Source organism: Microbacterium sp. ZW T5_56, from assembly GCF_044987425.1.
GTDB lineage: Bacteria > Actinomycetota > Actinomycetes > Actinomycetales > Microbacteriaceae > Microbacterium.
Genome location: NZ_JBJDRI010000050.1, coordinates 1 through 24096 on the forward strand (window position 1 = coordinate 1; position 24096 = coordinate 24096).

Genomic DNA, 24096 nt, shown 5'->3' on the forward strand with positions numbered 1-24096 from the left:
TCCCATCCCCGCGCCCGTCGATGACGCAGCCCTCGTGACCGCTGAGCGTCACCACTGACCGGAAGGATCCCCATGTCGCATCCCCTCCCCGACCTCACGGTCGGCCTCATCGGCGCCGGCGGCATCTCCGCCGTCCACGCCGACGCCTGGCGCGCGCTCGGTGCGCGTGTGCTCGTCCACTCCGTCGTCGGCGCGCAGGAGCTCGCCGACGCGTACGGTTTCACGGCCGTCGCCACGCTGGATGAGGTGCTCGCCGAGGCCGACATCGTCGACATCGTCACGCCGTCCGGCACCCACCGCGAGATCGCGCTGCGCGCCATCGACGCGGGTCTGCACGTGATCTGTGAGAAGCCACTCGCCGCCACCGCCGAAGATGCGCGTGAGGTCGCGGACGCCGCCGAACGCGCCGGAGTTCGACTGTTCCCCGCACACGTTGTGCGCTACTTCGCGGAGTACCACGCGCTGCGCGAGCAGGTGCGGGCGGGGCACATCGGACGGGTGGCGACGCAGCGCTTCACCCGCATGGGTCAGGCGCCGTCGACGCGCTGGTTCTTCGACGAGGCGAAAGGGGGTGGGGTCGTGCGCGACCTCATGATCCATGACCTCGACCAGGCCGTGTGGCTCGCGGGAGACGTCACCGAGGTCTACGCGGTGCAGCACCCCGCGAGCGTGGACGGCCAGGTGCCGGTACCGGTGACCGCCCACGTCACGCTCACGCACGCGAACGGCGTCCTCTCGCACTTGCAGGCCACCTGGCTGAGCCCGGGCATGCCGTTCCGCACCTCGATCGAGGTGGCCGGCGATGAGGGTCGGCTGAGCTTCGCGAGCCGCGACGACGCCACCCTCGTGGCGGACGTCGCGGTGGCCGACGATGCCGGGTACATGCCGCCGATGTCGGCACAGGAGAGCCCCTACTACACCGAGATCGCCGCGTTCGTGGCGGCGATCCGATCGGGCGAGGACGCGCGCGTCTCCCCCGCCGACGGCATCGCCGCCGTCGCCCTGGCTGAGGCCGCGATGGCCTCGATCCACTCTGGTCAGCCCGTCACCCTCACGGAGGTCTCCGCATGACGCGTCGCCTGAAGGTCGCCGTTCTCTCGTTCGCTCACACGCACGCTCTGAGCTACGTGCACGCGCTGCTGCAGGACCCCGACATCGAGCTGATCGCCACGGATCCCGACGGTGCCGCGGCACCCGACGATGCTCCGCGCGGTGCGGAGCTCGCGGCACAGCTGGGCGTGACGTACGTCGACAGCTACGACGAGGCTTTCTCCTGGGGTCCCGATGCCGTCGTCGTGGCGTCGGAGAACGCCCGCCACCGAGACCTGGTGCTGCGCGCCGCGGAGGCCGACGCCCACGTGCTGTGCGAGAAGCCGCTGGCCACCACGGTGGCCGACGCCGAGGCGATGCGCGGCGCTTGTGCTGCCGCCGGTGTGCTGCTGATGGTCGCCTACCCGGTGCGCTTCGCTCCCGAGTTCCGCGATGCGCTGGCGCAGATCCGCAGCGGTCGTCTCGGACGCGTGCTCAGCATCACGGGGGTCAACAACGGCAAGCTGCCGCAGGATCGCGCCTGGTTCACCGATCCGGAGCTCGCCGGCGGCGGCGCGCTCGTGGACCACGTGGTGCACTGCGCCGACCTCATCGACGAGCTGCTGGGCGAACGCGCCGCCACCGTGCGCGCGGTCTCGAACCGCATCCTGCACGCCGATCGTGAGCTGGCGGTCGAGACGGGCGGAATCGTCACGGTGCAGTACCCGAGCGGTGTGATCGCGAGCATCGACTGCTCGTGGAGCTGGCCGATGAGCTCGCCCACGTGGGGCGGCCTGACGCTGCAGATCGTGCTGGAGCTCGGCACGCTGACCGTGAGTCCCTTCCGCCGCGGTGTCGCCGGCCATGACGCCGCCGGCGAGACGTGGACTCCGGTGGGTGCCGACCTCGATGCGCTGATGCTGGCGGAGTTCCTCGACGCCGTGCGCACGGATCGGACGCCCCAGCCAGACGCCGCCGTCGGCATCCGCACGCTGGAGATCGTGTCCGCCGCACGCACGTCCGCCGCCTCCTCCGGCACCCCCGTCCAACTCGCGTAACAAAAGTCCGCGAGACTTCCCTCTGTGGGCGACAATCCACGCGTTGCGGTGATTCTCACCCACAGACGGAAGTCTCGCGGGTCATGGGGTGGGTTGAAGCCCGTCGGCGAAGGGTGTCAGATCACGTCGGGGGAGTCGGGGGCGGAGGTCTCGCGGCGGGTGGTCTGCGAACCCGAGGCGGGGTCGACGGTCGTGTTCGACACGGAGCGGGTGCTACGGCGACGCAGCAGCAACGCGATGCCGATGATCGTGATCACCACTCCCGCGCCCATCAGCAGATAGCCGACCAGATCCAGGTCGATCCAGTCGACCTCGATGTTCAGCGCGAACGCCAGCACGGCGCCGACGACGAACAGGAAGATGCCGAAACCGATACTCATGTGAGCCTCCTCATCCGGGCCCGGGCGGACCCTCGTGCGGTCGACTCGTCACGCTAGCCCGAGCACCCCCGCGCGCCACCCCCCTTGCGCGGCCACCCTCGTTCTGGCATGTTCAGGCGTGGTTCAGGAGCGGGCGGCGGACTTCGCCGCCTGCTTCTGCTGCTTGTGCAGCACCTTCTCGTCGATCGGCGCCTCGCCCGAAGCGCGGAGGGTGGCGTAGTACGCACGGGCCTCGTCCTGACGGACCTGCTCGATGCCGCTGGCGATCGGAGCGCGCAGGTGCTCGGGTTCGTAAGCGAACGCGCCGATCAGATCCAGCGCGTGGGGACGCAGCCGCGCGCAGAGCCGATCGATGTAGCGCGAGACAGACGCTGCGCGCTGCGTCGACAGACGCCCGTTGATGATGTACCACGCCAGGTGCTTCTCGATGAGACCCAGTCCGAACAGGTCGCGCACCCAGGTGAGCACCTCACGGGTGCCGTCGTCGGGTGCCGTGGCCAGCGCGTCGGTGAACGCCTCCCACTGCAGCAGCTCACCGTGGGCGCGTGCCGCCTCCATGAGCTCGGTCTGGTTCTCGCTGAACAGCGCGAAGCTCTCCTCGGCGCTCAGCTTCTTGCCGCCACGCATGCGCATCGCGATGTCGGCCACCATCTGCTGCACGCGCTCCTGCAGCAGCTCGTGCTGGTCGTCGCCGCGGAGGCCCAGCTCCACCGAGCGCGCCGTGGAACCGAAGTCGGCGACCGCCTGGCCGAGACGACGAAGACCCGCACCGTGGAACACCTTGCCCGCGGTCTGCCCGACCGCGAACGCCGCCAGCTGCTTCGGGTCTTTGCCCGCCACCTGCTGTCCGTACTCGGTCAGCAGTCGCTTGCCCACCAGCTGCAGCAGGATGTTGTTGTCACCCTCGAACGTGGCGTAGATGTCGAGGTCGGCGCGGAGGCCGGTGAAGCGGTTCTCGAACATGAAACCGGATCCACCGCAGGCCTCGCGGCACTCCTGCAGCGTGTCCAGCGCATGCCAGGTCGACAGCGGCTTGAGCGCAGCGGCGAGTGTCTCCAGGTCCTGCCGGTCATCGTCGCTGGCGGCGCGACCGCTGAAGACGCCATCGAACTTCTTCAGGAACTCGTCGTGCGCGAAGATCTGCGCGTAGGTGGTGGCCAGGCGCGGCAGCAGTCGGCGCTGGTGCTTGCCGTAGTCCAGCAGCACGGTCTCGTCGGTGCCCGATCCCTGATCGAACTGGCGACGCTGCGTGGCGTAGGTGATCGCGATGGTGAGGCCCACCGCGGACGCCCAGGATGCCGCGCCGTCCAGCGATACACGCCCCTGCACCAGCGTGCCCAGCATGGTGAAGAAGCGTCGTCCGGGGCTGGCGATCGGGCTGGAGTAGGTGCCGTCGGCCGCCACATCGCCGTACTTGTTCAGCAGATTGGTGCGCGGCACGCGCACGTGGTCGAACGCGAGGCGACCATTGTCGATGCCGTTGAGGCCACCCTTGAGGCCGTCGTCCTCACTGGAGACGCCCGGCAGCAGCTGGCCGTTCTCGTCGCGGATCGGCACGTAGAAGCAGTGCACGCCGTGATTGACGCCGTTGGTGATCAGCTGCGCGAACACCGTGGCGGCGATGCCGTCCTTCGCGGCGTTGCCGAGGTAGTCCTTCCACGCCGCACGGAACGGCGTGTTGATGACGAACTCCTCCGTCTCCGGGTCGTACGTGGCCGTGGTGCCGATCGAGGCGACGTCGGAGCCGTGCCCGATCTCGGTCATCGCGAAGGCACCGGGGATGGACATGTCCATGGCGCCGGGAAGCCAGGCGCTGTGGTGCTCATCCGTGCCGAGATGCAGGATCGCCGCACCGAACAGGCCCCACTGCACGCCCGACTTGATCTGCAGGCTGGGGTCGGCGAGCACGAGCTCCTCGAAGCCCGCGATGTTGCCGCCGTGGTCGTCGCCGCCGCCGAGCCGTTTGGGGAACGCGCGGTGCACGGCCTTGTTGTCGACCAGCACGTGCAGCTGCGCGAGAACGCGCTCTCGGTGCGCGGCCATGCCCAGGCTGTCATCGCGCCAGAGCGCCGGGTCCTTGACCAGCTCGCGCGCCTGGCGTCGAACGTCCGCCCAGGTGCCCATGAGCATGTCGGTCACGCGGTCCACGTCGATACGGGGCTCGCCCGCTGCGGGGGAATTTGCGGCGTGTACGTACACGTCGGGATCAGTCATCGATACTCCTCGTGTGAGTCCTCGGTCCGCACGGCGGACCTCACCAACACGCTAGGCCGAGGTCTGCCGACCTCCAAGCATGTTGGACTGAGTGTACAACTTCGTGACACTCAGTCTCACGTCGCGTTTGTGGGGTCCACACATCCACAGCCCCGAAAACCGAGATCGCGCCGACCACTAGACTGTCGGCTAGTCCGCCGCGACCCCACTCATGATGACGCCACCCACCGCCCGTCTTCCTGCGCCGCAACGACGCGCTCTGATCGTCGACGCGGCCACTGACGTATTCGTGAGCGTGGGATACCGCGCCGCATCCCTCCGCGATATCGCGGCTCGCGCGGGCATCAGTCACACCGCTCTGCGACGACACTTCGCGTCGAAGGACGAGATCCTCCTCGCCATTCACGAGCAGTATGAGGCCGACACTCTGGCTGCGCTCGCCGACCGGGGCGAGATGACGGTCGACGAGTGGATGGTGGCTCTCGCGGTTGAGGCGAGCAGAGACGCCGATCGCCTCCGGGTGTTCACGGCCCTCGTCGGCGAGGGCACATCTCCCAGCCACCCCGCCCATGATGCCGCCCGGCGCTCCTACGAGATGCGACTCGGGGCGGTCGCCGCCGGATTGCACCGCGGCGTGGGCGAGGGTGTGGTCGCGGCCGATCGCGCCACCACATCGCAGGCCGTCCGCCTCCTCGCCCTGTGGAACGGAGCTCAGCTCCTGCAGCAGTACCTGCCGGAGATCGTCCACACTCCCCAGCTCATTCGGGCCGAGAGCATCCGCACGCGCCGCCCTGCGCCTCCCCGTCAGGAATCCGACGTCACGAGCGCGTCGACATCGGCCGGCGCCCTGTCGTCAGGCACCTCTCGCCGGGGTGGCATCATCGATGCGGCCACGTCTCTGCTGTTGACGCACGGCTACAGCGACACCAGCATGCAGGCATTTGCGGCCGCCGCCGGCATCGCCAAGGGCACCCTGTTCCACCACTACGCCACGAAGGACGAGCTCGTCCGCGCCGTCCTCCGCCACAGCGCCGAGATGACCGATGCCCTCACCGATGGGACCCGTCAGATCCAGGGTGCCGATCGGCTGCGACATCTCCCCGCCCAATGGCGGGCCGTGTGCACCGAAGCGGCCGATTTCGTGAGCCTGCACGTCGTGCTGAGTGCGGAGGCTTCCAGCGTCGGACACCCGCTGCACGCGGACTTCCACGATCACTTCGCCGAACTGGTCTCCGAATGCACGGCCGCTTTCCGCGATGCGGGGCTCAATCAGCAGATGCGCGAGACGGGCGACCCCCGCGCCGAGGCGGTGCGCCTGGTGTCACTCTGGGAGGGCCTGCTGATCGTCTCGCGCTTCGACGCGTCGATCGACGTGGCGAGCGAGGTCGCAGCGCACCTGGACGAACTGCTCGTGATTCCCGCGCAGGGCCGAGAGACGAATCAGGCGTCGGATCTGAGTCCGAACGCCTGATTCGTCGGCCACCCGAATGGGCTCGACCTGGCGGTGCGATGCCACATCGCGGCAGAAGCATGGCAGCGGAGCCCCCCGACTCGTTCGGCGCCATTATCGTCGACCCCACCCATGACGGGAGGGGCAGTCTCGATCTTCTGTTGTGCGATGCCGCTTCCTACTCTCCCCCGAGAGCCGACCGCTTGGAAACATAATATCGACCGCTTGGCAACCTGCCAAGAGGGAAACGCCGCCGGGCCAGGATCTCCTTCACGCGTCCGCGATGACCGCCAGCACTGCCTCGCCGTACGCGTCGCGCTTCTTCGCACCGATTCCGGTGATGCCGTCGAGGTCTGCCAGCGACGCCGGGCGATGCTCCGCCAGCGCGCGCAGCGTCGCGTCGCCGAACACGATGTACGCCGGAACCCCCTGCTCCCGGGCCTGCGCCCCACGCCACGCGCGCAGCGCCTCGAACAGCTCGCGAGCGTCGTCGGGAAGCTCGTCGGCGGCCGACGCCTTCTTGGCACGACCCGCGCTGGATGTGCGTCCGAGCACATCGCGACGTAGCAGCACCGCGCGCTCGCCACGCATCACCTCGGCACTGCCCTCGCCCAGCGCGAGGGTCCCGTACTCGCCCTGCGCCACCACAAGCCCCTGCGCCAGGAGCTGACGAACCACCGACCGCCAATCCGCCTCCGACAGATCGGCACCGATGCCGTAGGTGGCGAGTTCGTGATGACGATACTGACGAATGCGATCGGTGGATGAGCCGCGCAGGATGTCGATGAGCTGACCGGCGCCGAACGCCTGGTTGCGCTCGCGCTTGAGCCGCACGATGGTCGACATCAGCTTCTGCGCGGCCACGGTCCCCTCGAACGTGTCTGGCGGCGTGAGGCACGTGTCGCAGTTGCCGCAGGGCTCGGAGTCCTGCCCGAAGTAGGCCAGCAGGTTCTGGCGGCGACACTGCACGGTCTCGCACAGCGCGAGCATCGCGTCCAGGTGCTGCTGCTGACGAATCTTGTGCGCGCGATCGCCCTCGCCCTGGTCGATGAGGCGCCGCTGCTGCACCACATCACCCAGCCCGTAGGCCATCCACACCAGGGAATCGTCGCCGTCGCGGCCGGCCCGACCTGTCTCCTGGTAGTACCCCTCCACCGACTTCGGGAGGTCGATGTGGGCGACGAAGCGCACGTCGGGCTTGTCGATGCCCATGCCGAACGCGATGGTGGCCACCACGACGACCCCGTCTTCGCGGAGGAATCGAGACTGGTTGGCAGCGCGCACCTCGGCGGGCAGACCTGCGTGGTACGGCACTGCGTCGATCCCCTGCTTGCGCAGGTGCTCAGCGGTCTGCTCCACCGCCTTGCGGCTGAGGGCGTAGACGATGCCGGCGGATCCTTCGGGCTGTGAGCGGATGAACTGCACCAGCTGACGCCGCGCATCGATCTTCGCCTCGATGCGGTACTGGATGTTGGGGCGGTCAAAGCTCGCCACGAAGTGCTCGGCGCGTGGCAGCCGCAGTCGCTCGGTGATCTCGCGATGCGTGGCCCGCGTGGCCGTGGCGGTGAGCGCCATCCGCGGAACACCGGGGAACACGTCAGCGAGGTCTTCCAGCGCCAGGTAGTCCGGACGGAAGTCGTGGCCCCACTGCGCGACGCAGTGCGCCTCGTCGATGGCGATCACGCTCAGCGCACCGCGCTGCAGGAACGCGCGGGTGGCGTGGCCCGACAGCCGCTCCGGGGCGACGTAGAGCAGGTCCAGTTCACCGGCGAGATAGGCGCGCTCGACCGACTGACGCTCCTGCGGAGACTGGGTGGAGTTCAGGAACGCTGCCTGCACGCCGTTGGAGCGCAGCGCGTCCACCTGATCGTGCATGAGGGCGATCAGGGGCGAGACCACGAGCCCGGTCCCCTCGCGTACCAGCGCCGGGATCTGATACGTCAGCGACTTGCCGCCACCGGTGGGCATCAGCACGATCGCGTCGCCGCCGTCGATCACATGCTGGACGATGGCGCCCTGATCACCGCGGAACGCGTCGTAGCCATACACGGTGTGCAGCGCCTCGAGGGCAGACGCGTACTGGGACGGACGCGATTTCGACGCAGCGACGGGAGGCGGCGCGTATCCCGTGGGAGCCGGCGGACCGCCGAGGAAGTCAAGATCGACGGGCGGCTCGTCGTACGGATCGTACGGCGGCTCCTCGTCGTACGGAATGTCGTCGTAGGGGTCGTACGGGGGCTGGTCGGCGTCCGCACCGGAACGGGAGGCGGGATGGGAGAAGGCCGAGGAGCTCACCCCCGCGAGTCTACCGACGCCCTCCGACAGCGAGTCCGGAGAACTCCGGTCGGGGATGAACTTCCGCCGTGCATCGGCTGGGGAGGATCAGAGCCACTTGCGGGCGATCGTGCGAATCGTGTTGGCGTTGCGATTGGTGGCAGGCTCCAGCAGCTTCGCCGCGCGCAGCGGATCCACTTGTCCCGGTGTGTAACCCTCGCCCAACAGAGCATGGATGGAACGACCGCGCACCACCATGCGGTTGCGCTCATCCGAGAGCGCTTCCACCCGCAGCGCCGTGTCCGCGTCGAGCGGCTCGCCGCGCAGGTAGACGTAGTGGCGGTGCAGCGTCGGCTCGTCCAGCTCCTCGACCGCGGACGCCACCTCCCGGTATTCGTCGGCGGTGAACAGCATCACCGGCACCGCGAATCCCCGATCGTCCTCGAAGGCACGCTCCAGCGCCGCCCTCACGCCCGCAGGGTCATCGTCGGCACGCAGGAACACGTTCCCCGTGTTGATGTGCGTCGCGACATCCGTGTAACCGAGTTCGCCGACGACGCGACGGATATCGGCCGCGGAGAACGTCCGCCCACCCACATTCACGGCCCGCGGGAACGCGATCATGTCGGTCATGGACCGATCCTGCCATCCGCCTCCGACAACGTCCGCCCACCCACATTCACGGCCCGCAGGAACGCGATCATGTCAGAGAGCTCCGGCTGTCACCACCGGGATGACGATGTTCTCCAGGGTGATCTCGTACCCCAATCCGTCGTACAGCGCCCGGGCGCCCACGTTGTGCCCGAACACGTTGAGGGCGAGATGAGCCGCGCCCCTGTCGCGTGCCACATCCTCCGACGCCCGCATGATCGAGGACCCGTAGCCCTGCCTGCGGTGCTCCGGCGACACGATGATGTCGTAGATGAAGGCCTGTCCCCCGCGATCGGCGATCCACACCATGCCCACGCGCACGTCGCCGTCGCGCGCCGTGAGCAGCTGTTGCCCCTCGGTCAGGCGCCCCGCCGGAAGCAGCTGGGCGAACGACTCGCGAGCCACTTCGAGTGCGGCAGGGAGATCCTCCGCCCCCGCATCCGCCCGCTCCCGCGCATATTCGGCCACGGCATCGGCGACCCACTCGTCATACTCGGCATCCGTGAACGGCGACAGCGTGACGCGCCCGTCGGCGCGCGAGGGGCCGTCCAGCGCGATCCGCATGTTCGTCGCCACGATCGACTCGTCGTCGGCGCGCAGCGCCTGGGTGATCGGATCTCCCGTGAGGCGGTTCACTCGGATGCGCGTGGCGCCTGCGCGCCGGGCCCAGGCGCGCAGTCCATCGAGACCACCGACCGCGTGCGCGGGATCCTCCACCGTGGTCGCGACGAGTTCGCAGGTGTCGCCGGACTGCGCGATGACCACCTCGCCGAGCTCCCCGGCCACGTCTCCCAGCAGAACTCCATCACCGCTCGCGCTGAACAATCGGGTGATGAGCTGACGCTGCTGCTCGGCGAATTCGGCTTCGTCGGCGATCACCCCGGCGTGCGCATAGGCAGCCGCTCGTCGATCGGCCAGTTCCGCGATGGCCGCAGGGGACGGGGAAGGAAGCCGGACGAGCGTGTACATGGCCTCACATTACGCGCGCCCGGCGGAGTCGCGCCCGTTACGATCGCGATGTGAATGTGCGCGCGACGGGGGACAGAACACGACCGATCGTGGCGGGCATCGTCACGGCTCTCGTCGGCTTCACGTCGTCCTTCGCCGTGGTGCTCACCGGCCTGCATGCGGTCGGAGCTTCGGATACCCAGGCGGCCAGCGGATTGCTCGCGCTGAGCATCACGATGGGGCTCGCCTGCATCCTGCTCAGTCTGCGCACGCGGATGCCGATGACCTCCGCGTGGTCCACGCCCGGTGCCGCGCTGCTCGCCGGAGCGAGTGCGGTGGATGGTGGCTGGCCCGCGGCGATCGGCGCGTTCATCGTCACGGGGCTGCTCATCGTGGTGACCGGGATCTGGCCCTTCCTCGGCTCCCTCGTCACAAGGATTCCGACCCCCTTGGCGCAGGCGATGCTCGCCGGGGTGCTGCTCCCCCTCTGCGTTGCCCCGGTCACCGGGGCCGTCACGAATCCCTGGGGTGTGCTGCCCGTCATCGTGGTGTGGTTGCTCGGGTTGCGGTTCCTCCCCCGCTGGGCGGTCCCACTCGCCTTCGGCACGGCTGCGGTGGTCGTGGTGATCGGCATCGTGCAGACGGGGTCCGCCGTAGACCCCGCGACGCTGCTGCCGCGCTTCGAGTTCGTCACCCCCGCATTCACCGTGGGCGGGGTCATCGGGATCGCGCTGCCGCTGTTCATCGTGACGATGGCTTCGCAGAACATCCCCGGTGTGGCGATCATGCGCTCGTACGGGTACGAGGTGCCCTGGCGGTCCGCGATGATCACTACCGGCATCGGCACCATCATCGGCGCACCGGCGGGCGGACATGCCATCAACCTCGCGGCCATCAGTGCGGCGCTGGCGGCGAGCGAGGAAGCCGGGGAGAACGCGTCACGCCGGTGGATCGCGGGCGTCACCACGGGCGTCGGATACCTGGTGCTGGGAGCCGCCTCCGCTGTCTTCGCTGCTCTGGTGGTGCTTGCCCCCGCGGGCGTGATCGCCGCCGTCGCCGGGCTCGCCCTGGTGGCGTCGTTCGCCTCCGCCGTTCATCAGGCGATCCTCGAACCGGAGTTGCGCATCCCCGCCGCGGTGACGTTCATCGTGGCAGCATCGGGCATCGCCCCCTTCGGCATCGCGGCGGCGTTCTGGGCTCTGCTGGTTGGCCTTGTTCTGCATCTCATCTTGCGACGGCGCTGACCCACAGCGGCGCGATTACCAGGAGCACGACGTCGGGCATGCTCCCCGGTGGGCGCGCCCCGGGCATTCGCCGCGTGGGCTCGAAGATAGAAATCGCCGCTCTGAGCGCCCGGGGAGCTGCGCTTTTCATCTCCCAGACCGTCAGCAGCACCCGAGCGGCGTCGGGAACATTCCCGGCATGGCGCGAGTTGACTCCCGAAACGACGGGAGAATCATGACCGAGCAGATCGAGATCACGCGCGCCGATGACCGCCAGCGGTACGAGATCCACGTGGACGGTGCGCTCGCAGGCTGGGCGGAATTTCGCGACACCCCCACCGGCAAGGTGCTCTTCCCCGCCACCGAGATCGACCCGGCCTACGGTGGCCGGGGCCTCGGATCACGGCTGATCGACGCGGCCGTTCGCGATGTGGCCGACCAGGGCCGCATCGCCGTGCCGCGCTGCCCGTTCGTGGTGGCGTACTTGCGCAAGCACGAGATCCCGGGACTCGTCGTCGAGTTCCCGACGGCGGAGCAGGCCGCCGCCCACGCGGCCGAACACGCCGCGAAGCAGTCCGGTGGCGCGGATTCGCCTTCGGTGCAAGGCTGACACCATCTGCCGGAAGGAAGCACATGTCGGACATCACGGACGAGATCACCGTCACCCGCAACGAGGGCGAGGGTCGCTACGAGATTCGCGTGGGCGATGACCTCGCGGGATTCACGGAGTTCGTCACCACGCGCGACGGCAAACTGGTCTTCCCGCACACGCTGATCGATCCCGCTTTCGAGGGTCGCGGACTCGCCACCCGCCTCGTCGCCGCAGCGATGACCGATGTGGCCGCGCAGGGCGGCACGGTCGTTCCGCTGTGCCCGGTGGTGGCGCACTATCTGCGCAAGTACGAGGTGCCCGGCCTCACGGTCGAATTCCGCGGCGACGCCTCATGAGCCGACTGGATGCCGCACCGGAGGAGGCAGAGACACCGGTGTCGTGTGACGGCCCGCGCGCCGATCTGTACGACGCTCGTGAGGTTCCGCTCGGCGGCCTGCGCGCCATGGAGGTGCGGCGAGCGCTGCCCCAGCGCCCGCTGCCCACGGTCGGTGCCTGGTGCTTCCTGGACCGCTTCGGCCCGCAGTCGGCGGTGATGCGAGTCGAGCCGCATCCGCACATCGGACTGCAGACGGTCACCTGGCCGTACTCCGGCGAGATCCGCCATCGCGACGTGCTCGGCAGCGACGTCGTGATCACGCGGGGCTCTCTCAACCTCATGACCAGCGGGCGCGGCATCGCGCACTCCGAGTACTCGGTGGGCGAGGACGCCATGGTGCTCGACGCACTGCAGCTGTGGGTGGCGCTTCCGGATTCGCGTCGCCACGGCGAGCCCGCGTTCGAGAAGCACGACGATCTGCCGCAGGTGCATCTGGCAGCCGACGATCACGGCACGGGCGATGAGTCCACCGCGGTCGTCACCGTCGTGCTCGGCACGTTCGCCGGGGTGGACTCACCCGCGAGCGTCTACACCCCCATCGTGGGTGCGGAGGTTCGCCTCCCCGCCGGACGACGCGTGCGACTGCCGCTGGAGACAGCGTGGGAGTACGCGATCATCCCCGTCACCGGCGAGGTGATCGTCGAGGCGGGCCCGACCACGGTTGCCGCGCCGGATCAGCTGCTGTACCTCGGGATCGGTCGCGACGGGATCGACGTGGCGGCAGAGCAGGACACCACGCTGTTCCTCATCGGCGGCGAGCCGTTCGAGGCGGAGCTCGTCATGTGGTGGAACTTCGTGGGGCGCACGCACGAAGAGATCGCGCAGGCGCAGGCGGACTGGGCGAACGAGGACCCGCGTTTCGGCGGACGGATCGCCGGCCACGGCGCGGAGCGTGTGCCGGCCCCGCCGATGCCGAACGTGCGCCTCACACCGCGCAAGCGGCGCCCGTGATTTTCTCCGGTCGGGGCCAGGTGAGGGTGCACTAACCTGGATCAGTGAGCCCGAAACAGCGCATCTCCACGCGCGTCCTGCTGATCTGTGCCGCTATCGGCGTGGTGACCGGACTCGTCTCTGCGCTGGCCGGAGCGTTGAGCGGGCCGACGATCATCGTGGCCCCCGTGCTGTACGGAATCGTCCTCACCGCGCACGCCCTTCCGGGAGTGCTGGCACAGGCTGTGCTGCGCGAGCGCTGGGTGGCGCTGATCACCCATCTGCTCGCGGCGCTCGTCGCCTCGGCCACCCAGCCGGCGTTCATCGGCAGCTACCTCGCCGCGGTCGTCATCATGGGTGGCGTGCAGGAGGGGTGGGCGGCCATCGGCCGTTACCGCCGCTGGAGCGCGGGCTGGCTGTGCTCCGGGGGAGCGATTCTCGGTGTGATCCTCGGACTCACCGCCGGTCTCATCATCGGCATGAAGCACCTGCCCTGGTGGGGGACGATCCTCTCCGTGGCGCTCACCATCATCGGCGGCGTCGTGTGGTCGCTGGTGGCCGTCGCCGTCGGACGCGCGCTGGGCCGCGCCGGACTCACGAGGACGCACCGTGGCTGACGCCCTGATCCGGCGCGCCTTCACCCCGGATGCGGATGACCTCACGCGCATCGAGGAGGCGGCGGACGCTCTGCTCGTCGAGTTGCTGGCGCCGCCGTCCTGGCCCGAGGTCGAGCCGGGCGACGTCCGACTCGCGCTGCCCGGGTTCGCCCTGATCGCCGAGATCGACGGCGAGCCGGTCGGCTTCGCGCACGTGATGGAGATCGACGACCACGCCCACCTCGAGCAGCTGTCCGTGCTGCCGGCACACGCCGGCGCGGGCATCGGACGCGCACTGCTGACGGCGGCGATCGACGACGCTCGCGCGCGCGGTCACGCCCTGATGACGCTGCGGACGTTCGCTGAGGTGCCGTTCAATGCGCCGTTCTACGCGTCCGCCGGATTCGTGGTGGCGGAGCCCGACACGGATTTCCTTCGCGAGCTCATCGACATCGAGACGTCGCTCGGTCTCACCGACATCGGCCCGCGGGTGCAGATGTCACTCGCGCTCTGAACCTCTGGTGTTGCGGGATCTGTCAACCTGGCAACGCTCAGCGCGGGGCGATAGCGTTGTGAGGTAAGCCTTACCCATCCCGGACTGGATACCGTGCCCCTCGACGCCGCCGATCCCCCGCTGCTGCGGGTACGCGATCTGTCGATCCTGCACGACGGCAACGCCGCCCCGGCGCCGAACGGGGTCTCCTTCGATATCCGCACGGGCGAGGTCGTGCTGCTGCTCGGGCCGTCCGGGTCGGGGAAGTCCACACTGGCGCTCGCGCTGAACGGACTCATTCCGCACGACATCCCCGCCGAGGTGACAGGGTCAGTGACGGTGCAGGGGCGGGACGCCGCGGCCGTCACTCCAGCCGAGCTCTCCTCCCACATCTCGATGGTGTTCCAGGATCCCGACGCGCAGCTCGTCACCGGCACGGTGCTGGACGAGGTGGCGTTCGGTCCCGAGAATCTCCTGGTCCCGGTCGATGAGGTTCTGGCGCGAGCCGAGCGCGCGCTGCGTCGAGTGCACCTGTGGCATCGCCGTCAGGACAATCCCGACACGCTCTCCGGTGGAGGGCGCCAGCGTCTCGCGATCGCGTGTGCGCTGGCCATGGGCTCACCCCTCATGGTGCTGGACGAACCCACCGCCAACCTCGACCCCGCCGGAGTCGAGGAGGTCTACGCGTTGCTGGCCGAGATCGTCGCCGAGGGCGATCGATCCATCCTGCTGGTGGAGCACAACCTGGACGAGGCGATCGGCTTCGCGTCGCGCATCATCGTGCTCGACGCGGCGGGACGGATCGCCTTCGACGGCCCCACGGCCGATGTGCTGCGCGAGCACGCGCACGACCTCGCGGCCCTCGGCGTCTGGCTTCCCACTCCCACCCTGGCCGGCCTCCACCTCCGCGAATCCGGTGTGCTCTCGGGCGACCTGCCACTGGATGCTCATGAACTGCGAGCTGCGCTGCCCGACGCCGATCCGTCGACGTCGACGCTCTCGGGGATCGCCGATGCCGACGCGATCGTCGAGGTGAGCGGGCTCACCGTGCTGCGCGGTGGTCAGCGAGCGCTCGATCACGTCTCCTTCCGCATCCCGCGCGGCTCCTTCACGGCTGTCGTCGGCGGCAACGGGGCGGGCAAGACCACGCTGGTGCAGGCGCTGGCCGGGGTCGTGCGCCCGCCGAGAGGCACGATCCGCATCGACGGCATCGACGCAGGCCGCGCCTCGGCGCGGGTCCTGTCGCAGCATGTCGGCTTCGTGTTCCAGAACCCGGAGCACCAGTTCATCGCGCCCACCGTGTACGACGAACTCGCCTATGCGCTGCGGCAGCTGAAGCTTCCGGAGTCGGAGGTTCGCGAGCGCGTCACCGATGTTCTGGGGCGGTTCGGGCTGGCCGACAAGGGCGAGATCCATCCGTTCCTATTGTCGGGCGGACAGAAGCGGCGGCTGTCGGTGGGCACCGCGCTGATGTCGGCCGCTCCCGTTCTCGTACTGGATGAACCCACCTTCGGTCAGGATCGCGCTCGCGCGGGCGAACTGCTCGACCTGCTCGACGAGCTGAACGCCGCGGGGACCACGGTGATCATCGTCACCCACGACATGCAGCTGGTAGCTGATCGCGCCACACACGTGGTGGTGGTGCACGGCGGTCGTGTCCTCACCACGGGCGGCGCGCGCGAGGTGTTCGACGACGACGAGCTTCTGGAGACCACCGGCCTCCGACTGCCGGCGCTGCCCGCGGCCGTGCGTGCGGTTCCGGGATACGGACATGTGTGGGGCATGGCGGATCTGCTGTCCGCGGCGGGGGCCGGGATGCGGGCGGACCGCAGGCACGATGGAGTCGGCTCGTGACCGCCGCGCCCATCACCGGAGGCATCGCCACCGATCCGTATCTCGCGGGCGATCCCGCACCCACGTGGCGATATCTTCACCACCTCAACCCGCTGGCGAAGCTCGCGGCTCCGATCCTGCCGATCATCGGCCTGCTGTTCGTGCGTGACATCGCGACGCCTGCGGCGCTGATCGTGCTGACCTATCTGATCCTGCTGACCGGCCAGCGTCTGTCACGCGGTCTCGTGCTTCTGCTGCTGCTCGCCCCCGTCGCGATCGCTCTGCTGGCGGTGGGCCTCGCACTGTGGACGGATCCGGGGACTCTGGAGAGCATCGGCGAGCCGGTCGTATCGATCGGTTCGTGGCACCTGTACTCGGGCGCGCTGCTCGCGGGCCTGGCCAGCTCGCTGCGGCTGTCGGCGATGCTGATCCTGGCGCTGATCTGCGGCGCCGCGACCACCGGTCCGGACCTCGTGCGCTCGGCGGTTCAGCACCTGCGGCTGCCCTACCGGATCGGATACACGGCTCTCGCCGCCTACCGTTTCATCCCCCGCTTCCGCCACGAACTCGGTGTCATCCGTGCCGCACACCGGGTGCGCGGTCGCAACGCGGGCGGCGGTCCGTTCGCGGCGTTTGTGCGTGGGTGGGGCTATGTGCTGCCCCTGATGGCAGGGGCGATCCGCCATGCCGAGCGCGTTGCGCTCGCCATGGACTCCCGTGCCTTCGGTGCCCATCCCACGCGCACCGAGCGCCACCTCGTCCCCTGGCACACCCGTGACACGGCGTTCCTCGTCGTGTTCACCCTCATGTGCGCCGCGATCTTCATCGCCGCCGCCCTCGTCTGACGCGGCAACCACCACAGACGGAAGTCTCGGGGATCAGATGCGGGAGAAGCGGCGGCGGTAGGCGGTGGGGGTGGTGCCGACAGTGCGGGAGAAGTTCTGCCGGAGCACGGCGGCCGATCCGAAGCCGGCACGGTTCGCCACCGACTCGATGTCGTCGTCGGTCTGCTCCAGCAGACGCTGGGCGAGGCCGACGCGCTGCCGGATGATCCAGGCGGCGGGCGTGGTGCCGTACTCGCCGACGAAGCGTCGGGCGAACGTGCGATCCGACATATGGGCACGCGCCGCAAGGGACGCCACGCTGATGTCGTCGTGCAGGTTGTCGATGGCCCATTCCGCGACGGGCGCGAGCGAGAGCTCGGCCGACGGAGGGATCGGACGAGAGATGTACTGCGCCTGGCCGCCGTCACGCTGCGGGGCCACCACCATGCGACGCGCGACGGTGTTGGTCAGCTCCGCACCGATCGTCTGGCGCAGCAGGTGCAGGCAGGCGTCGATACCGGCAGCGGTTCCGGCGCTCGTGATGATGCGCTCCTGCTGAACGTAGAGGGCATCGGGATCCACATCGATGCTCGGATGCAGCCGCGCGAGATGCTCGGCGTACATCCAGTGCGTGGTGGCGCGCAGCCCGTCGAGAACTCCTGCGGCGGCCAGGCGGAACGTGCCGCTGCAGACACCCACGATCCACGCGTCGCGTTGGACGGCGGCACGGATCACCTCGACCACCTCCGCGGGAGCGTCGCCCCACGTGACTCGGGGCACGGGCAACACGACCAGCACATCGGCCTCTTCCACCACGTCGAGGCCGTGCTCGACATTCATCGTGAGCCCGATGCTGGTGGCCACGGGCCCGGGAACGGAGGTCGCCACCCGGAAGTCGAAGCTGGGCACGCCGTCGTCCGTGCGATCGAGGCCGAACACCTCGCAGGCGATGCCGAACTCGAACGGCGTGAAGCCCGGCTCGACCAGCGCGACCACTCGTCGGATGTACTCGCTCATACTTCTCCGCTCTTTGGCAGAATTCGTTTGAATGATTGTTATTCAGCCACTCGTGACCGAATAGCCACGATCATAGCCTTTCTGCCATGACCTTTCTCCTCATCATCCTCGCCCTCTCTGTCGCCGGTGTTGTGGGCACCGTGCGCCAGCTTCCCCGTGACGGCCACCGTGCCGTGCCGACCGATCCCACACGGCTCCCCTGAATCGCGGAGGAGGCGCCTACGCAGAAACGACGCGGGTGTAGATCCCGAGCATCGCCGCGGTGCGGGAGGACTGCCGGAATCGTTCGGCGATGTCCGCGTTCACGGCCACGGCGCGACCCGCGGAGATATCGTCCGCGGCAGCACGCAGCGCCTGCGCCAACGCCGATGTCGACAGCGGCTCCGCCACGGGCCAGAAGCCGGATTCCAGCTCGGCCGCGATATCGGGGTCGCTCACGATAGCCGGAGTACCCAGCGCGGCGGCCTCGAACGGCGTCATCCCCTGCGTCTCGAACCCGACCGACGTCTGCACCACGGCATCGGCGGCCGCGAGACGAGCGAGCGTTTCGCGATAGGCCAGCCGGCCGAGGAATCCGACGTGGGCCCGCGGTGCTCGCCGCGCCACCAGCCGCTCGGCTGCCCGTCGCTGCGCCCCGCCGCCGATGATCTCGACCTCCGCGCGGATCCCCGATTCGGCCACGGCCTCCAGGAACGGCAGCAGCCGCTTCTCGGGACTCATCCGACCCACCCAGACGAACCGCGGCAGCCCAGCGGCGCGCGGAGCGCGTGTCGCGAGCGCAGCATCCAACACGGCGTCATCGATGCCGTTCCAGACCACATCGACCGGTCGGAACACGCCATGCTGCTCGAGCCGACGAGCGAAATGCGCGGACGGTGACGTCACGGCAGCCGAACCAGCGGAGATCCCGGCAAGAAAACGCCACCCCGCGGACTCCCGCGACACCCCAGTCCCCGCGGGGCCACGAGCACCATCGCGGGCACCGGCGTCCCCCGGGCTGTTCTCGCGAACCCCCGTGCCATCCCGCGACGGCAGCATCCACCGCTGCCATCGCACCAGCGCCGCGAGCACCACCGGTGCCAGCGGCGTGACCGCTTGAATGCCGACGTCGACGCGGTTGTGCATCGTGTGAACGACGGGAAGCCCGTGTCGACGCGCGAAGCGGTGGCCGACGAATGCGCCCCAAAAGTCGGCCTGCACGTGCACGACATCCACAGCGGGCCGCTGCGCAAGCGCCCGATCCACGAAGGCATCCGTCCGCGCGCCCGGCCAGGTCATCGAGTACTCGCGGTCGAGCTGGATGGGAATCGAGGGCAGCTCGACGTAGGCGGGGTCGGCGAAGTCCCGGCCGTGCATACGCGGAACCACCACCGTCACGGTGTGACCGGCCCGCTCCAGGAACTGACGCTGCAGCCTCATCGACACCTGGGCGCCGCCGGAGGATTCCACGTGCTGGTCGCCGAAGAAGACGATGTGCATCGTCACTCCGGGATGGGCTCGCCGCGGTACAGCGCCTCGAACGTGTCGAGGGTGCGGTTGATGTCGTGAATGGAGACGCCGTCCAGGGATGCCTGCTGCATGCGCAGCCGCTCCTCGGCAGATGCGGTCAGCACTCGCGTGATCCGGTCGCGCGCGGCTTCGACATCGCCCGGCGGGAACAGATAGCCGTTCTCGCCGTCGTGCACGAGGTGCGGCAGCGCCATGGCATCAGCCGCGACCACCGGAAGACCCGACGCCATCGCCTCCATGGTGGAGATGGACTGCAGCTCGGCGATCGAGGCGATGACGTAGAGGCTCGCGCGGGAGTAGAGCGCCCGCAGCTCCTCGTCCGTGGCGTGACCGTGGAACGTGACGACGTCTTCCAGCCCGAGTTCGCTGACTAGCGTCTCGAGATTGTGACGCTGATCGCCGCCGCCGACGATGTCCACGGCGACGCGCAGCTTCGGATCGAGGCGCGCGATGGCACGGAGGGTCACATCGACCTGCTTCTCCGACGTCAGGCGCCCCACGATGAGCAGACGATTCTCCGTGCGCGGCGTGAGGTCAGGCGAGTAGAAGCGACGATCGATGCCGCAGCTGATCGGGATCACGCCCGTCAGCCCAGCGGTGCGCTCGAGGAAGTCGGCCGCCTTGCGGGTGGGCGTGGTGACCGCGCGCGTCATGGTGAACGTGCGACGCGCATCGTCCCAGGCGAACTTGAGGACGATCTTGTCCAGCAGCGGCGGCAGCGTCGTGAAGTCGAGGATGTTCTCGGCCATCACATGGTTGGTGGCCACGACCGGGATGCCGCGCTTGCGGGCCTCGCGAGCGAGACCACGACCGATGACGATATGCGACTGGATATGCACCACATCGGGCTTGACCGAGTCCAGCACCTGACGCGCATAGTGGCGCGAGCGCCACGGCCAGACGAAGCGCAGCCAGTCATGCGGCGGCCACCGCAGCGACGGCAGGCGGTGCATGGTGAGCTCCGCCCCCTCGATGGTCTCGAGGTGCGGCGCGCTGCGGCGGTACGCGGTTGCCGGAGCCATCACGTGGACGTCGTGGCCGCGCTCGGTGAGACCGGCAGCCAGGCGTTCGGCAAAGCGCGCGGCGCCGTTGATGTCGGGAGAGAAGGTGTCGGCACCCATCACGATGCGCAGTGGTCGATCCGTGCGGATGGCGCCGTCGCGCGCATCTGCGTCTGCGCCCGGCGCGGGACTCACGGGCGTGGTGCCGTCGGAAGCGGAGCCCTCGGGTGCGGGGGTCGCGGGTTCGGTCACGGGTGGGGGTCGCCTATTCTCTGCGGTCGAGTGGCCGCAGTCGCGCCCCCCACTGTACCCGCTGACCTGCGCGCCAACCGGGAGCGGACGTACAGGTGGCGCAACCCCGCACGGGACGCACAGCCTGGGGAGGAGCCGATCGCCTAGCCTGTGTTCATGCCACGCCTGTACGCCGAAGCCGATGCCACGCGCTGGGTCCCCGTCACCGAGTCCTTCGGGCTGCGCGGGCGGCGTCATCGCAAGCAGGCCATCCGCATGCTGATGGCCCAGATGAACCGCTCGATGGGCATCGAGCAGCGTGGTGGCGGCCGGTTCACCGCGTGGGCGATGAGTCAGGCCGCACCGCTGCTCATGCGCAAAGCGGCGGGTCGCGTGCTGGTGTGGGTGTGGAAGGACGACCCCGAGTTGATCGTCGCGATGGCGACGCTGCAGGAGGCGACTGCGCAGGCGCGCACCGCGCGTGCCATGCGCCCGATGGAGTACGACGACACGGAGTCGTTCCCGCACCCCACGTTCGGGGTGGGCGAGCGCCTGATCATGGACACCCCCGGTGGGGACAATCCGCCGTTCGTGAGCTACAGCTTCGACCTCGGCACGCACCTGGTGGAGGTCACCGCGATCGCCGGCGACGCGAATCGATTCCGCACGGTGTTGGGTGATCTGGATGCGCTGGCTCGCGAGCTGCGGCTCGTAGACGACCTCACCGTCGGCGAATCCGCGGGCGTGCTGCGCCTGCCGCCCGCCTGAGCACCGTAGCCGAGCACCGCAACTGAGCACTCTCCCGGAGCACCGCGCCTGAGCACTCCGTCTTGAGTACTCCGCCTGAGCACTCCGTCTTGAGCACCGCGCCTGAGCACCGCAGTTGAGCACTCCGCCTGAGCACTCCGTCTTGAGCACCGCGGGCTGAGCACCGCAGCTGAGAAGCTCAGCCGAGCCCGGCGTCGAGTCCCGCGCGCAGCAGCGCCTCGGCGATGCGCGCCTGCGCCTCCACATCCCCCGCGACGGAGATGTCGGTACTGACGACATAGGTGGGAAACTCCACGATCGCGACCGCGATGGGCATCTCCGTTCCCGACACCGTACTGGCGAACACCACGGCCTGACCGGTGAACCCGGACAGCGGACGCGGCGTCTGGTCGGCAAGCAGGGAGCGCGAGCCATAGGAGACCTCGTTGAATGTCCCCTCGGTTCCCTCCTGCACGTTGAGCGAGGCGCTGCCGCCGCTCGCGGTGGTGTACTGGCAGGAGATCCCGATGAGATGCTCGGTGGTGACCGTCTCACCGAAGATCTCCGTGAGCTTGTCCGCCCCCAGCAGCGGGCAGATGTCCTCGTCGAACACGCGTGGTTCATCCATGGCGGTGGTCGGATCCGTGGCGGTGGTCGGATCCGTGGCGGTGGTCGGGTCTGTGGCGGTGGTCACTTCCTCCGTCGTCTCCTCGGTCGACGAACCGGCCCCGCAGCCGGTGAGGACCAGTGTCGCGCCGAGAAGGATTGACGCGGCGATGCCGAAGCGGGACATGGGCAGCTCCTCGGAAACAGGCGACGGGACGGGAGCCATGATCCTCGGCGGGCACCTCCCGCACCATGGGGAATCGGGGTAACTTCTCCGTCGCGATGCGGGGTGCATACCGCACGGACGGGATGCGGACGGGATACTGTCGCGCCATGGACAGACGCGCGCTGATCGCGGCGGCGGGTACCGCGATCGTGACCGATGATGCCGACGCCGCGGCCGCCATCCTCGCGAGCGAGCATGGGTCGACCGCCGACGCCATGCGCGCGTTCGCCGCGTACTGGAGCGCCGACTATGCGGCGTGCGCTCTCTTCGCACGCCGAGCGCAGGCGTCAGCGCGCGACCCCCAGGAGCGGGCCATGGCGATGGCCGCGACCCTCTGGGCCCGCGCAGGTGGCGCAGCGGACGTGGAGGTTCCCGATCGCGACACGATCATCGCCGCGGGCACGGACGTCGCGAACCAACCCCAACCCCAAAACGCAGTGTCCACGCTGGCGCGCGCGTTCCTCGCCGATAGTGCGCTCATGATCGGGCGATTGGACATCGCACAGGCCGTGGTCCCCGACCCGTCCGAGTCGGCGCGCTGGCGGAACAGCGTGCTGGAGGTTCCGCTGCACGGCGTCTGCGTCCGAGTCGCGATCTTCTCGGGTCGCATCGACCAGGCCAGAGTCATGCTGCCCGGGCTGCGCGAAGCCGGCGAGCGACACCACCTTCTACTCTGGCCGCTCGCCTGCGAGGCATTGGTGGCTGCGATGGCCGGCGATGTCGCTACCGCTCGCGACGCCATCGACGCCCTGCTCGCCCTGGGACTGGATGACACGACGTTCCCCGGCCGGGGTGCGCTGATGCTGGCGGCATACGCTGCCGCAGCGGCGGGCGACGAAGCGGGGGCGGCATCTCTGGCGCGGCGCGCCGGAGGTCATCGCGACCTCAGCCTGCTCGCCGCCGCGGACCGGGCGATGGCGGTGGATCTGCTCGTCGCCGACGCGATCTCCCGGGACGACGAGCGCGAGATCATCCGCGGCGAGCTGCTGCTCGCCGACCTCGATCACACCGCGCTCGTGACGCTGCCCACCCTGCTGCGCACCCGCGCCCGGATCCTGCTTCATCGCGGTGACACCGTCCAGGCAGCCACCGTCGCCGAGGCTTCCGCCGAGCTTGCCGGCGCCGCGGAACGCCGCCTCGAACACGGGGACGCGCGTATCATCGCGGCGCGCGCTCTGCTGCACGCCGACCTCCCCGCGGCAGCACGCCTGCTTCGCGACGAGGTACGCGCGGCCGACGCCGCCGGCGAACACGCGCTGCGCGAGCGCGCGGCGCGTGTGCTGGCCGCGGCTCACCGCCGCCTTCCCCCACCGCCGACCGCCTGGGTCGGTCTCTCGCCCCGAGAGCGCGAGGTGCTCGATCTGCTGCGCGCCGGGCACGACGAGGACGCCATCTCCGACCGTCTGCATCTGGAACGCTCCACCGTGCATCGCCACCTCGCGCGCGCGATGTCCGCGTTCGGCTCGTCGGGTCGTGTCGCACTCCTCAGCGCTGCGGGGGCCACCGGTGAGCGCCGCCCGCTCCCGGAGCTGACCGCACGACAGCGCACGGTCACGGAACTGATGAGCACGGGGATCACGAACGCCGCGATCGCAGAGGTGCTGGGCGTGAGCAGCAAGGCGGTGGAGGCCCACCTCACCCAGGTGATGCTGCGCTGCGAGGTGCCCACCAGGCTGGCATTGGCGCACCGGTGGCTGCTTCGGGAGTGAACCCGAGCACGCGAGAGGGCGGGTCGACGTATGAACTGGTCCGTGTTTGTTGGACTGGTTTAGGTAAAGCCTAGGCGGCGAGGGTCTGGATCCGGTATTGCACCGGGCTCAGGCCCTCGAGTCGTTCTGTGATGCGGTCGTTGTTGTACCAGCGGATG

At 69.2% G+C, this 24096-nt stretch carries 23 protein-coding genes; 13 read left to right on the forward strand and 10 right to left on the reverse strand.

Annotated elements, in window-relative coordinates; all coding sequences use genetic code 11:
- Positions 1–72 precede the first annotated feature (72 nt).
- The gene (locus ACI3KU_RS17710) at positions 73–1071 is read left to right on the forward strand and encodes a Gfo/Idh/MocA family protein (protein WP_404923657.1); all 999 of its coding nucleotides are present in this window, start codon (positions 73–75) and stop codon (positions 1069–1071) included.
- The gene (locus ACI3KU_RS17715) at positions 1068–2087 is read left to right on the forward strand and encodes a Gfo/Idh/MocA family protein (RefSeq protein ID WP_404923658.1); all 1020 of its coding nucleotides are present in this window, start codon (positions 1068–1070) and stop codon (positions 2085–2087) included. Before ACI3KU_RS17710 ends, ACI3KU_RS17715 begins: the two co-directional genes overlap by 4 nt.
- Positions 2088–2203: 116 nt before the next feature.
- Here the strand turns inward: ACI3KU_RS17715 and ACI3KU_RS17720 are convergent, their stop codons facing one another.
- Both ACI3KU_RS17720 and ACI3KU_RS17725 read right to left on the reverse strand, forming a co-directional pair.
- Complete coding sequence (locus tag ACI3KU_RS17720; protein ID WP_404923659.1) at positions 2204–2467, reverse strand: DUF6458 family protein; 264 nt, start codon at positions 2465–2467, stop codon at positions 2204–2206.
- A 123-nt stretch (positions 2468–2590) separates the two neighbouring features.
- Positions 2591–4681: an acyl-CoA dehydrogenase gene (locus tag ACI3KU_RS17725; RefSeq protein WP_404923660.1), complete on the reverse strand. Its 2091-nt coding sequence runs from the start codon at positions 4679–4681 to the stop codon at positions 2591–2593.
- Positions 4682–4895: 214 nt separating this feature from the next.
- Between ACI3KU_RS17725 and ACI3KU_RS17730 the strand changes: the two genes are divergently transcribed.
- Positions 4896–6152, forward strand: a complete 1257-nt coding sequence (locus tag ACI3KU_RS17730; protein ID WP_404923661.1) for a TetR/AcrR family transcriptional regulator — start codon at positions 4896–4898, stop codon at positions 6150–6152.
- Between the two features lie 249 nt (positions 6153–6401).
- On the opposite strand, the gene recQ is transcribed toward ACI3KU_RS17730, so the two are convergent.
- The 3 genes from recQ to ACI3KU_RS17745 all read right to left on the reverse strand — a co-directional run bounded on the left by recQ (position 6402) and on the right by ACI3KU_RS17745 (position 10025).
- Positions 6402–8345 carry a DNA helicase RecQ gene (recQ, locus tag ACI3KU_RS17735; RefSeq protein WP_404923675.1) on the reverse strand — a complete coding sequence of 648 codons (1944 nt, stop codon included), beginning with the start codon at positions 8343–8345 and terminating at the stop codon, positions 6402–6404.
- A 168-nt stretch (positions 8346–8513) separates the two neighbouring features.
- Positions 8514–9038 (reverse strand): DUF1697 domain-containing protein, encoded by a 525-nt coding sequence (locus ACI3KU_RS17740; protein ID WP_404923662.1) that lies wholly within the window; start codon positions 9036–9038, stop codon positions 8514–8516.
- Between the two features lie 72 nt (positions 9039–9110).
- Positions 9111–10025: a GNAT family N-acetyltransferase gene (locus ACI3KU_RS17745; RefSeq protein WP_404923663.1), complete on the reverse strand. Its 915-nt coding sequence runs from the start codon at positions 10023–10025 to the stop codon at positions 9111–9113.
- A 56-nt stretch (positions 10026–10081) separates the two neighbouring features.
- Between ACI3KU_RS17745 and ACI3KU_RS17750 the strand changes: the two genes are divergently transcribed.
- The 8 genes from ACI3KU_RS17750 (at position 10082) to ACI3KU_RS17785 (ending at position 16913) form a co-directional block, all read left to right on the forward strand.
- The gene (locus ACI3KU_RS17750; protein WP_404923676.1) at positions 10082–11248 is read left to right on the forward strand and encodes a benzoate/H(+) symporter BenE family transporter; all 1167 of its coding nucleotides are present in this window, start codon (positions 10082–10084) and stop codon (positions 11246–11248) included.
- A gap of 214 nt (positions 11249–11462) precedes the next feature.
- Positions 11463–11837, forward strand: a complete 375-nt coding sequence (locus tag ACI3KU_RS17755) for a GNAT family N-acetyltransferase (protein ID WP_404923664.1) — start codon at positions 11463–11465, stop codon at positions 11835–11837.
- Positions 11838–11860: 23 nt separating this feature from the next.
- Positions 11861–12175: a GNAT family N-acetyltransferase gene (locus tag ACI3KU_RS17760; protein ID WP_404923665.1), complete on the forward strand. Its 315-nt coding sequence runs from the start codon at positions 11861–11863 to the stop codon at positions 12173–12175.
- Complete coding sequence (locus tag ACI3KU_RS17765; protein WP_404923666.1) at positions 12172–13167, forward strand: pirin family protein; 996 nt, start codon at positions 12172–12174, stop codon at positions 13165–13167. Before ACI3KU_RS17760 ends, ACI3KU_RS17765 begins: the two co-directional genes overlap by 4 nt.
- Positions 13168–13211: 44 nt before the next feature.
- A complete protein-coding gene (locus ACI3KU_RS17770; RefSeq protein ID WP_404923667.1) occupies positions 13212–13763 on the forward strand; it encodes an ECF transporter S component in 552 nt (183 codons plus the stop codon).
- On the forward strand, positions 13756–14256 hold the full coding sequence (locus tag ACI3KU_RS17775; protein ID WP_404923668.1) for a GNAT family N-acetyltransferase: 501 nt from the start codon (positions 13756–13758) through the stop codon (positions 14254–14256). Before ACI3KU_RS17770 ends, ACI3KU_RS17775 begins: the two co-directional genes overlap by 8 nt.
- Before the next feature lie 93 nt (positions 14257–14349).
- A complete protein-coding gene (locus tag ACI3KU_RS17780; RefSeq protein WP_404923669.1) occupies positions 14350–16089 on the forward strand; it encodes an ABC transporter ATP-binding protein in 1740 nt (579 codons plus the stop codon).
- Entirely contained in the window at positions 16086–16913 is an 828-nt protein-coding gene (locus ACI3KU_RS17785) for an energy-coupling factor transporter transmembrane component T family protein (protein ID WP_404923670.1), read from the forward strand. The genes ACI3KU_RS17780 and ACI3KU_RS17785 overlap by 4 nt, the downstream gene beginning before the upstream one ends.
- 33 nt (positions 16914–16946) lie before the next feature.
- Here the strand turns inward: ACI3KU_RS17785 and ACI3KU_RS17790 are convergent, their stop codons facing one another.
- The 3 genes from ACI3KU_RS17790 to ACI3KU_RS17800 all read right to left on the reverse strand — a co-directional run bounded on the left by ACI3KU_RS17790 (position 16947) and on the right by ACI3KU_RS17800 (position 20539).
- Complete coding sequence (locus ACI3KU_RS17790; protein WP_404923671.1) at positions 16947–17909, reverse strand: helix-turn-helix domain-containing protein; 963 nt, start codon at positions 17907–17909, stop codon at positions 16947–16949.
- A gap of 219 nt (positions 17910–18128) precedes the next feature.
- Entirely contained in the window at positions 18129–19388 is a 1260-nt protein-coding gene (locus tag ACI3KU_RS17795) for a glycosyltransferase (RefSeq protein WP_404923677.1), read from the reverse strand.
- A 2-nt stretch (positions 19389–19390) separates the two neighbouring features.
- Complete coding sequence (locus ACI3KU_RS17800) at positions 19391–20539, reverse strand: glycosyltransferase (RefSeq protein ID WP_404923678.1); 1149 nt, start codon at positions 20537–20539, stop codon at positions 19391–19393.
- A gap of 288 nt (positions 20540–20827) precedes the next feature.
- Here ACI3KU_RS17800 and ACI3KU_RS17805 point away from each other — a divergent pair, with 288 nt between their 5' ends.
- A complete protein-coding gene (locus ACI3KU_RS17805; protein WP_404923672.1) occupies positions 20828–21418 on the forward strand; it encodes a hypothetical protein in 591 nt (196 codons plus the stop codon).
- A gap of 178 nt (positions 21419–21596) precedes the next feature.
- Here ACI3KU_RS17805 and ACI3KU_RS17810 read toward each other — a convergent pair whose 3' ends face one another.
- Complete coding sequence (locus ACI3KU_RS17810; RefSeq protein ID WP_404923673.1) at positions 21597–22190, reverse strand: hypothetical protein; 594 nt, start codon at positions 22188–22190, stop codon at positions 21597–21599.
- 146 nt (positions 22191–22336) lie between these two features.
- On the opposite strand from ACI3KU_RS17810, the gene ACI3KU_RS17815 reads away from it, so the two are divergent.
- The gene (locus ACI3KU_RS17815; protein WP_404923674.1) at positions 22337–23938 is read left to right on the forward strand and encodes a LuxR C-terminal-related transcriptional regulator; all 1602 of its coding nucleotides are present in this window, start codon (positions 22337–22339) and stop codon (positions 23936–23938) included.
- A gap of 70 nt (positions 23939–24008) precedes the next feature.
- Here ACI3KU_RS17815 and ACI3KU_RS17820 read toward each other — a convergent pair whose 3' ends face one another.
- The gene (locus ACI3KU_RS17820) at positions 24009–24095 is read right to left on the reverse strand and encodes an IS3 family transposase (RefSeq protein ID WP_404921683.1); all 87 of its coding nucleotides are present in this window, start codon (positions 24093–24095) and stop codon (positions 24009–24011) included.
- Position 24096: the final 1 nt, after the last annotated feature.

Coding starts and splice junctions, on each gene's coding strand:
- ACI3KU_RS17730 (WP_404923661.1), top strand. CDS start 4,896: ATGACGCCACCCACCGCCCGTCTTCCTGCGCCGCAACGACGCGCTCTG.
- ACI3KU_RS17815 (WP_404923674.1), top strand. CDS start 22,337: ATGGACAGACGCGCGCTGATCGCGGCGGCGGGTACCGCGATCGTGACC.
- ACI3KU_RS17765 (WP_404923666.1), top strand. CDS start 12,172: ATGAGCCGACTGGATGCCGCACCGGAGGAGGCAGAGACACCGGTGTCG.
- ACI3KU_RS17790 (WP_404923671.1), bottom strand. CDS start 17,909: ATGAGCGAGTACATCCGACGAGTGGTCGCGCTGGTCGAGCCGGGCTTC.
- ACI3KU_RS17725 (WP_404923660.1), bottom strand. CDS start 4,681: ATGACTGATCCCGACGTGTACGTACACGCCGCAAATTCCCCCGCAGCG.
- ACI3KU_RS17810 (WP_404923673.1), bottom strand. CDS start 22,190: ATGTCCCGCTTCGGCATCGCCGCGTCAATCCTTCTCGGCGCGACACTG.
- ACI3KU_RS17755 (WP_404923664.1), top strand. CDS start 11,463: ATGACCGAGCAGATCGAGATCACGCGCGCCGATGACCGCCAGCGGTAC.
- ACI3KU_RS17720 (WP_404923659.1), bottom strand. CDS start 2,467: ATGAGTATCGGTTTCGGCATCTTCCTGTTCGTCGTCGGCGCCGTGCTG.
- ACI3KU_RS17745 (WP_404923663.1), bottom strand. CDS start 10,025: ATGTACACGCTCGTCCGGCTTCCTTCCCCGTCCCCTGCGGCCATCGCG.
- ACI3KU_RS17715 (WP_404923658.1), top strand. CDS start 1,068: ATGACGCGTCGCCTGAAGGTCGCCGTTCTCTCGTTCGCTCACACGCAC.
- ACI3KU_RS17800 (WP_404923678.1), bottom strand. CDS start 20,539: ATGGGTGCCGACACCTTCTCTCCCGACATCAACGGCGCCGCGCGCTTT.
- ACI3KU_RS17795 (WP_404923677.1), bottom strand. CDS start 19,388: ATGCACATCGTCTTCTTCGGCGACCAGCACGTGGAATCCTCCGGCGGC.
- ACI3KU_RS17760 (WP_404923665.1), top strand. CDS start 11,861: ATGTCGGACATCACGGACGAGATCACCGTCACCCGCAACGAGGGCGAG.
- ACI3KU_RS17740 (WP_404923662.1), bottom strand. CDS start 9,038: ATGACCGACATGATCGCGTTCCCGCGGGCCGTGAATGTGGGTGGGCGG.
- ACI3KU_RS17710 (WP_404923657.1), top strand. CDS start 73: ATGTCGCATCCCCTCCCCGACCTCACGGTCGGCCTCATCGGCGCCGGC.
- ACI3KU_RS17805 (WP_404923672.1), top strand. CDS start 20,828: ATGCCACGCCTGTACGCCGAAGCCGATGCCACGCGCTGGGTCCCCGTC.